We start from the raw sequence: 7,975 nt of genomic DNA on the forward strand, positions 1-7,975 counted from the left end.
CCCTGTATGGATTTAGCCTTGATCATGTACACGCTGCCATCCGAATCGGTTAACTGGATATACCCTTCACCGTCCTCAATGAATTGCTTCATTGATGCACCATTACTGAGCGTCACTTCCCCGTTCATATGCATACGATTTTTGATACTTGCAAGGCGATCCGTCATCGCGCGAGAGTGTCCACCAGTCATCCCCGCAGGAGCAATGGTTTCGCGCCCACCAGTGCGATTGAGCTGATCAATCTCCGTCTGCAAACGCTCATTCTCTTCATAAAGAGAATCCGCTTCCGATGCAACAGCGTTAATTTTCTGCTCCAGATCTACCTTCTGCCCTTCTACCGCTGCCACCTGATCCGCGAGGTCGCTCATGGCATCCTCTTTCTGGTCACTGTCAGCCTGTAGTTGGGTTATTTCATCAACCAGGGCTTTTTTCTTCTTCTGCGCACGCTGGAATTTTGCCGAGTTTTTCTCTGCAAGGTTGGCAAGTTTCATGGTGACCTGCGCCAGCGTCATATCACGTCCACTCATCGGAGCAACGGTATGAGTAACGTCTTTTTTATTCAGTAAGAACTGGAAAGCAATCAGCGTATCGCTATTGGTGATCCGGTTTTCCGCTGTCGGGCTATGAAACAGAATGCTGATAGTCTGACCATCACTGAGCGGAATAATGGCTGGCAGGACCGGCAGCCCGTTAACGTTACGTGCCCGGCCAATTTCAGCCCCGCCGATCGCGCGTGCACCATTCTGGGCCACATCCCCCGTTTTATCACTCCCCGCAGAGATTCCGGTACCATTCAGCTTCTGGTTTAATGCCCGGACAAATGCCTGCATGGTCCGGTGTAACTGCAAACGAGTAGAACTAATCGCCTCCAGTAAATCCGTAGCACACCAGTGGATCGGCGTGTCATAGAAGAACGTAGCCTCGATTTCCTCCAGGGTGTTGGATTCCGTCATCAGATAGCGGTCCTCACCGGCCATTAATGCGCGATATTCATCATCAGTCACTGGCGGGGGAAGCACGTCAAGCCCAGGCTTGATCGTCACCCCTTTATTGATATTGAACTGTTCCATGTTAATTTCCTGCTTTCAGTTGCTTAAGACGGCGTTTGAGTTCGCCATTTCGGGCCTTTTCGTTATTGAGTCGGCCTGTCTCCTTATCCAGCTTCGCCCGCAAATCAGTGATCTGCTGTTGATTGAAAGACACCGAGTTCTGCGCTGATTTATAAGCGGCAACCACCTGAGCATTCCGCTGTTTTGCCTCTTGCAGGCGCTGAAAGTTGGATTTTACTGCCGGTTTCTTGTCTACCGGATTGGCAACACGTTTCGCTTTGGCGATCAGTGATTTCTGGAATTTTGCGGAGTTTTTGCGGGCCGCTTGCCCCATGACGGTACCAAGCGTCTTGATATCCGGCGACTGAGCGTTAGGAATAGCTTTTCCATTCAGCCTCACAGACGATATATCGCCAGTATCGTTTACCTGTATGGCAAGAATTTGTCCGTCGTTAAGAACCAGCTTTGCGGTTTTAACTTTAACGCCATCTTTCGTTGTTGCGCGGTTGCTGGAGTCAACCTCAATTACCGTAACACCGGTTTTATTGATCGCCGCGATAAGGGATTTCAGCCCCTTTTCATTAACCTGGTCAAAATCGACCATTGCATACTTATTTTTCGTCATCTGACACATCCTGTGCGAGATTTATTACGTAACTTCTGCGGATTTGCTGAGTAACAGGGAAAATCCGATACAACGGGTTAATGAACGAGTCGCCATGCGTAACCATGACGTTGAAATGCCACAGTCGCTCTCCTTTACCCATATATTCAGTGGGTATGTACAACCATTCACTGTTTTCGCCCTGTTCAGCCGACGTCAAACAACGTTGTTCGCCTTCAATCACTGTCGTCGGCTTCTGAACATCGCGGATCCAATATCTGACCGTTGCGCCGCGCAAAAACGGGAATTTAGACCGGTATTTGAACGGCACCCGGATGAAACCCGGTTTAATTTCCACATCACCAAGTTCTAAATGCGTGATGTCCTTGCGTTTTAGCAAATAGCGATCGGCTAAGGCTAACGCAAGAACGCATACACCCCAGCCAATCATTTCCCGCCTCCCTTTTTCACCAAACTTGTAAGAACATTCAGAATGCTATCGATATTCACTCGTTTCATCCCTGAAATCACCTCATGACCGTTATTGCTGGCTATCGTTACCATTAAGTACGTAATTGATAACTCCCAGCCCTCGTGTTGCCCCAATAGGTACGCCACCGCGCCAGCTGTCACTGCAACAAAGATCTCCGTAACCAATCCCAACAAATTGCCAGACTGGCGACCGTCTCGGACATCCATCAGGAACGTGCCTATCCCACCAATTACTGAAAGCAGGAGCGCAATAGCAACTGGAGCTAATTCCTGTGTGTCAAGCACAAGTTCCCTCCTACGTTGTCAGGAGGTAATGGTATGCAAAGTAACTTCTCAACCGGTTATGTTGCATAAGAGACTTACCTATTCAACCGACTTTTGGAACCTTCAATAATAAGCCTGCTATTGGCGCTGAAAATAAGAACCATGCAGCTCTGAAGGCTTTCATTCATGTCCTTATATTCCGCGAGATACATGCCAATAAAGCCAGCAAGTACGGCGGAAATACATTCGGCCAGCAATTTCTTGCATGAAGACTCGTAACGGTTTTCACATAGCCCACTCAAATACGAATACACCCCACCAAGAAGGGATAACATCACGATATGTACATAAAATGTCATTTTTTACCTATACAACAGTAAGTTGAACAACATTTGAGAACGGTATGCACTTTGTGATTTCCACACACACTGGTTTTGTTAATTAAAACCTGTAGCTTGCAATAAATAACGATAGTGGGCAGAAAATATGTTAATAGGCTATGTATGCATATAGACAAATGAACAAAACACAGCTATGCAGTGAAAAGCACTTGAAAGCGCAGGATGTGAGCTAATTTTTGCGAATAAGGCGAGCAGCAAAAAAACTGGGCACCCTGGGTTAAAAAAGGTTCTGCGTATGCTTTCCAGAGGTGATACCCTAGTCTCGGACTAGGGACAACATTTCGAGAACAGTTTTCATTAGCGGTCAGCAGGCGCTAGATACATCGAATTGATGTGCCGCGCGATAAATGTACCTATTCTATCAAGATAAATTACACCGACGCGGCATTAGAATTACAGCTCAGATTGAGTTTGGCGCTTCTCTACAGGATGATAACGATAAATCGTCGATACACCGATATCGTAAATAATTGCCAACTGTTTCCTGCTGTAGCCATTTTCGATCAACCTCGCTATTTGCTCATGTTGTTCTTTTGTCAACTTCGGGCGACGTCCGCCAATGCGTCCCTGTTCGCGTGCAGCTGCCAGTCCGGCCAGTGTTCTCTCAACAATTAATTCACGTTCCATTTCTGCTAAAGCACCCATGACATGAAAAAAGAAACGCCCCATGGGTGTTGATGTGTCAATACTGTCTGTCAGACTACGGAAATTAACACCTTTTTCCCGCAACTCCTCTATAAGCGTGATAAGGTGTTTCATACTTCTGCCAAGCCTATCCAGCTTCCAGACAACCAGCGTATCTCCTTCTGATAACGTTCTGAGCAGCTTTTTCAAGCCTGGTCTGGCTGACTTTGTTCCGCTTATTTTATCTTCAAAAATCAGTTCACATCCTGCGCAATTCAGTGCATTTCTTTGTAAATCTGTGTTTTGGTCATTTGTTGACACACGAATGTAGCCAATTTGCATGAAAAACAACCTCTTTGTTTAGTTAAAAATACATCGTTGGTATAGGTAGGGATTAAGACTAAAACGTTGGTTTAGGGGAAGGCTCGGCGCTGCCCGTTGGTGTACCTGTTCCATGGCCCTCCGCCACACCACCAACGGGGTGGCTGAAATGTAACGGAGCAGCATTTTCTTCTGAAAAGTACCCAAATCTGGCAAAGGTTTACCCCACTAATAAATTGCCGGATCTACGGGGCGAATTTATTCGAGGTTGGGATGATGGACGAGGTGTGGACAATGGGCGAGCATTATTAAGCAGCCAAGAGGCTACAAACTTTTCTCAGCGTGCCGGAAATATAGGCGATGGTGCAGGGCACGCAATTAATTTTCATGATGGCATCGTCGGAAATCAGCCAGGATTTTCACGATTTAATTTCACCAGTAACTCTGTAGGTGATGGTATAAATTTTGTTGCTGTCAGGCCGCGAAATATCGCATTTAATTACATCGTAAGGGCGGCATAAAAACGTTGGTTTGGGGGAAGGCTCTGCACTGCCTGTTGGTGTGCCCGTTCCGTGGCCCTTAGAAACACCACCAACGGGCTGGCTAAAATGCAATGGTGCAGCATTTTCTTCTGAAATGTATCCCAAACTGGCAAAAGCCTACCCCACCAATAAATTACCGGATTTACGCGGTGAATTTATCCGTGGCTGGGATGATGGGCGCGGGATTGATGCGGGACGTACCCTGCTTTCAGGGCAGGATGGTACAAGTTTTTCTCATTACGGAGGTAATTTCGACATTGGGTCTGGTCATTCAATCAATAACTATGACCAAATTGTTTCTAACCAACCAGGATTTTCCCGTTTTTCATTTGCAGGGCCTTCACGAGGTGATGGGGTTAATTATGTAACCATTCGTCCTCGTAACATTGCGTTTAATTATATCGTAAGGGCGGCATGAAAACGTTGGTTTAGGGGAAGGCTCGGCGCTGCCCGTTGGTGTGCCTGTTCCGTGGCCCTCCGCCACACCACCAACGGGGTGGCTGAAATGTAACGGAGCAGCATTTTCTTCTGAAAAGTACCCAAATCTGGCAAAGGTTTACCCAACGTTAAAATTACCTGATTTACGCGGTGAGTTTATCCGTGGTTGGGATGATTCGAGAGGGATTGATACAGGGCGTTCATTGCTAAGTGGTCAGACTGCAACATTTATTCGTACAGCTTTGCAGGATTATTACGGTGTCGATCTGACTACTAATGTCAAAGTAGGTATCGCTTATGCTACTGCTGATTCTGTTATAACTGTTGGAAACCCTGCTAATCCTAAAGCAGGAGATAATAGCGATTATGTTCCAGCATCATCAGATAACTCCATAACAGGCACTCAAAGGACGGCAGAGGATAATTTTACCGGGGCATGGATATCAATGCGCCCCCGCAACGTTGCTTTTAATTACATTGTAAGGGCCACATAAAAACGTTGGTTTAGGGGAAGGCTCGGCGCTGCCCGTTGGTGTACCTATTCCATGGCCCTCAGCCACACCGCCAACGGGGTGGCTGAAATGCAATGGTGCAGCATTTTCTTCTGAAAAGTACCCAAATCTGGCAAAGGTTTACCCAACGTTAAAATTACCTGATTTACGCGGTGAATTTATCCGTGGCTGGGATGATGGGCGCGGGGTGGATGCTGGCCGCGCTTTGCTTAATTGGCAGCCACACACAATTTTGGACCATGCACACTATATGGAATTATGGACAGGGGACGGACTCGCCGCAGGAAGTGCACGGGAAGGCGTAAATCCAGGAATACTAGCTACATACGGTGACGGGGGAATAGTTAAAACGGACGAACCCGGTCATAAGGTGCCTTCCTCACTACGAGCTATTAGCTCTCGTAGTGTTAAACGTTATGGTGAAATTAGTGGAAATGTAGGTACAGAAACTCGCCCTCGCAACGTTGCATTTAATTACATCGTAAGGGCGGCATAAAAACGTTGGTTTAGGGGAAGGCTCGGCGCTGCCCGTTGGTGTACCTATTCCATGGCCCTCAGCCACACCGCCAACGGGGTGGCTGAAATGCAATGGTGCAGCATTTTCTTCTGAAAAGTACCCAAATCTGGCAAAGGTTTACCCAACGTTAAAATTACCTGATTTACGCGGTGAGTTTATCCGTGGCTGGGATGATGGGCGAGGGATTGACTCTGGTCGCTCTATTTTAAGCGAGCAAGGATATGCAACGGAGGATCATGCTCACGGATTACCGTCAAAATCAACCGTAGCAACTGACCGCTCAATTAATTTCTACTTTGACGAGGCATGGGCTACTAGTGGTAATACGGGAGTTATCAGATGGGGGAACACAAACGATGCAGGATTGCCAGCCCCTAATTATGGAACTTTTAAAACATATAAACAGTCCGTAGCTAATTTAGGTACTGCTGGCTTAGAAACCCGCCCTCGTAATATTGCATTTAATTATATTGTGAGGGCGGATTAATTATATCAACTGGCTGTAGAAAGTTGTTTTTCAGGCCAGTTGAGATCTGGTGCCGTGGTTAAATCCATCGCGTTCAGCTCGTCTATATAATCTAGCACGGAGTTAAGCTGCGTGGTTTCTGCCTGCGTCAACTTCCGTCCAGCCCGTAATTTCAACTGAATCAGACTAATGGAATCCATCGCAGTATCAATCAATGACTGACGTTTTGTTTCTGCTGCCTCTACAGCTGCACTATGTTGAGCCTCAGTATCAACCACCCATTTCTCTCCATCCCATTTGTCGTATGGTGTTAGCGGGGCGATAGTGGTTGTATTTTCCGGATAGTCACCCAACACCGTGATTTCTTCGGGATTCCCAGTGTCAATGCTATAGACAGTTTCGCCACGATGATCTGGCACATACTCCCATGAACTTAAATCCTCTGAACGGAGAATCGCATAACCTGCTTTATGTGAGCCTGGAGCATCCAAACAAGAATTTGCCGGAATACCAACGCCAACAGCAAGATATTCAGTTGATGCAGAAATATATTCCCGATTACCACCATCATAGTTATAAACGATAATGTTTCCTGCCTGTATGGCTATAAGTTCGCTATTTAATATCGCATTATCCATTATGCTGCTCTCACAATATAATTGAAGGCAATGTTACGTGGGCGGGTTTCATTCCCCCCAGATAACTCCGTTCTGTATTGACTGGTAAATTTACCATTAATCGCTCCTTGCCGGACGGCGTTATCTGTCGACAACAGACTATCCCCCCCTCTGTCATTTGGCACCAATACCGTGTTATCCCACGCGTCCCATGACCGAATATTATGATAATGACTTCCTGTTAACCACCCCTGTATGCTTAAGATGACCCTTCCCGCATCCACACCTCGCCCATCATCCCAACCACGGATAAACTCACCGCGTAAATCCGGTAATTTATTGGTGGGGTAGGCCTTTGCCAGTTTGGGATACATTTCAGAAGAAAATGCTGCACCATTGCATTTTAGCCAGCCCGTTGGTGGTGTTTCTAAGGGCCACGGAACGGGCACACCAACAGGCAGTGCAGAGCCTTCCCCCAAACCAACGTTTTTATGCCGCCCTTACGATGTAATTAAATGCAATATTACGGGGGCGGGTTTCAGATGCTGTACGAACTGAGCGAGAGGCGTCGAATGTCCAGTTATAAGAGCCATAACCCTCAATAATTTCCGTTTCCTTTAGGCCTGTAGATAATACTTGACCATGTTGACTAAATGGCCCTGAACTAAGTACATCTCTAAAAAGCTGAGTACGCCCGAAAGAACCAACAATATTCTGAATTGCATCATTCTGTGCAGATAATAAATTACGGCCAGAGTCAATCCCCCGCCCGTCATCCCAGCCGCGAATAAATTCGCCCCGTAGATCCGGCAATTTATTAGTGGGGTAAACCTTTGCCAGATTTGGGTACTTTTCAGAAGAAAATGCTGCTCCGTTACATTTCAGCCACCCCGTTGGTGGTGTGGCGGAGGGCCATGGAACAGGTACACCAACGGGCAGCGCCGAGCCTTCCCCCAAACCAAGGTAATCAAGAACGCTCTGAATACTGGTCTTACCAAGAATGGCGCGTCCAACACTTGTCAATGCAGTTAACGCGGCACGATCAACACCTGTGAAATAAGGGAGTTTATCTGCTGCTGTAGCTAGTGCCGCTAGAGCAGTGAGCGTAGCGTCTGCCGCTTGCTTTCC

13 protein-coding genes and 2 pseudogenes are annotated in these 7,975 nt (G+C 47.0%); 6 read left to right on the forward strand and 9 right to left on the reverse strand.

Going from position 1 to position 7,975, the window contains the following annotated elements; genetic code table 11:
* From IMQ56_RS22305 to IMQ56_RS22325, 5 genes and pseudogenes are all read right to left on the reverse strand, one after another.
* Positions 1–1,070: pseudogene (locus tag IMQ56_RS22305) on the reverse strand (hypothetical protein); the annotation flags it as partial.
* Position 1,071: 1 nt separating this feature from the next.
* Positions 1,072–1,674 carry an odaE gene (locus IMQ56_RS22310; RefSeq protein ID WP_196065263.1) on the reverse strand — a complete coding sequence of 201 codons (603 nt, stop codon included), beginning with the start codon at positions 1,672–1,674 and terminating at the stop codon, positions 1,072–1,074.
* Positions 1,661–2,104 carry a hypothetical protein gene (locus IMQ56_RS22315; protein ID WP_000580776.1) on the reverse strand — a complete coding sequence of 148 codons (444 nt, stop codon included), beginning with the start codon at positions 2,102–2,104 and terminating at the stop codon, positions 1,661–1,663. The genes IMQ56_RS22310 and IMQ56_RS22315 overlap by 14 nt, the downstream gene beginning before the upstream one ends.
* Positions 2,101–2,430, reverse strand: coding sequence for a phage holin family protein (locus tag IMQ56_RS22320; RefSeq protein ID WP_000887652.1), 330 nt, complete (start codon positions 2,428–2,430; stop codon positions 2,101–2,103). The genes IMQ56_RS22315 and IMQ56_RS22320 overlap by 4 nt, the downstream gene beginning before the upstream one ends.
* A 74-nt stretch (positions 2,431–2,504) precedes the next feature.
* A complete protein-coding gene (locus IMQ56_RS22325) occupies positions 2,505–2,768 on the reverse strand; it encodes a phage holin family protein (protein WP_000145199.1) in 264 nt (87 codons plus the stop codon).
* Between the two features lie 175 nt (positions 2,769–2,943).
* Between IMQ56_RS22325 and IMQ56_RS23095 the strand changes: the two are divergent.
* A pseudogene (locus tag IMQ56_RS23095) lies at positions 2,944–3,072 on the forward strand (DNA-invertase); the annotation flags it as partial.
* Between the two features lie 131 nt (positions 3,073–3,203).
* Here IMQ56_RS23095 and IMQ56_RS22330 read toward each other — a convergent pair.
* Positions 3,204–3,776 (reverse strand): recombinase family protein, encoded by a 573-nt coding sequence (locus IMQ56_RS22330; RefSeq protein ID WP_001165547.1) that lies wholly within the window; start codon positions 3,774–3,776, stop codon positions 3,204–3,206.
* Between the two features lie 89 nt (positions 3,777–3,865).
* Between IMQ56_RS22330 and IMQ56_RS22335 the strand changes: the two genes are divergently transcribed.
* From IMQ56_RS22335 to IMQ56_RS22355, 5 genes are all read left to right on the forward strand, one after another.
* On the forward strand, positions 3,866–4,276 hold the full coding sequence (locus tag IMQ56_RS22335; RefSeq protein ID WP_042004948.1) for a phage tail protein: 411 nt from the start codon (positions 3,866–3,868) through the stop codon (positions 4,274–4,276).
* A 10-nt stretch (positions 4,277–4,286) separates the two neighbouring features.
* Positions 4,287–4,715: a phage tail protein gene (locus IMQ56_RS22340; protein WP_023156927.1), complete on the forward strand. Its 429-nt coding sequence runs from the start codon at positions 4,287–4,289 to the stop codon at positions 4,713–4,715.
* A gap of 40 nt (positions 4,716–4,755) precedes the next feature.
* Positions 4,756–5,229, forward strand: coding sequence for a phage tail protein (locus tag IMQ56_RS22345; RefSeq protein WP_001408993.1), 474 nt, complete (start codon positions 4,756–4,758; stop codon positions 5,227–5,229).
* Positions 5,230–5,257: 28 nt separating this feature from the next.
* Entirely contained in the window at positions 5,258–5,743 is a 486-nt protein-coding gene (locus IMQ56_RS22350; protein ID WP_064754908.1) for a phage tail protein, read from the forward strand.
* Between the two features lie 82 nt (positions 5,744–5,825).
* On the forward strand, positions 5,826–6,251 hold the full coding sequence (locus tag IMQ56_RS22355) for a phage tail protein (RefSeq protein WP_242465505.1): 426 nt from the start codon (positions 5,826–5,828) through the stop codon (positions 6,249–6,251).
* 5 nt (positions 6,252–6,256) lie between these two features.
* On the opposite strand, the gene IMQ56_RS22360 is transcribed toward IMQ56_RS22355, so the two are convergent.
* From IMQ56_RS22360 to IMQ56_RS22370, 3 genes are all read right to left on the reverse strand, one after another.
* Positions 6,257–6,868 (reverse strand): tail fiber assembly protein, encoded by a 612-nt coding sequence (locus IMQ56_RS22360; protein WP_000367945.1) that lies wholly within the window; start codon positions 6,866–6,868, stop codon positions 6,257–6,259.
* Entirely contained in the window at positions 6,868–7,326 is a 459-nt protein-coding gene (locus tag IMQ56_RS22365) for a phage tail protein (protein ID WP_042004947.1), read from the reverse strand. The genes IMQ56_RS22360 and IMQ56_RS22365 overlap by 1 nt, the downstream gene beginning before the upstream one ends.
* 10 nt (positions 7,327–7,336) lie before the next feature.
* Positions 7,337–7,975 (reverse strand): phage tail protein (locus IMQ56_RS22370; RefSeq protein ID WP_242465504.1); only part of this gene is annotated, 639 nt, incomplete at its 5' end.

Origin of the sequence: Enterobacter sp. Res13-Sevr-PEC09-46 (assembly GCF_015672585.1) — a bacterium.
GTDB classification, from domain to species: Bacteria; Pseudomonadota; Gammaproteobacteria; order Enterobacterales; family Enterobacteriaceae; genus Enterobacter; species Enterobacter hormaechei_C.

Bases quoted from the DNA above. Each gene is read 5' to 3' on its own strand.
- IMQ56_RS22310 (WP_196065263.1), bottom strand. From the start codon at position 1,674: ATGACGAAAAATAAGTATGCAATGGTCGATTTTGACCAGGTTAATGAA.
- IMQ56_RS22315 (WP_000580776.1), bottom strand. From the start codon at position 2,104: ATGATTGGCTGGGGTGTATGCGTTCTTGCGTTAGCCTTAGCCGATCGC.
- IMQ56_RS22325 (WP_000145199.1), bottom strand. From the start codon at position 2,768: ATGACATTTTATGTACATATCGTGATGTTATCCCTTCTTGGTGGGGTG.
- IMQ56_RS22330 (WP_001165547.1), bottom strand. From the start codon at position 3,776: ATGCAAATTGGCTACATTCGTGTGTCAACAAATGACCAAAACACAGAT.
- IMQ56_RS22360 (WP_000367945.1), bottom strand. From the start codon at position 6,868: ATGGATAATGCGATATTAAATAGCGAACTTATAGCCATACAGGCAGGA.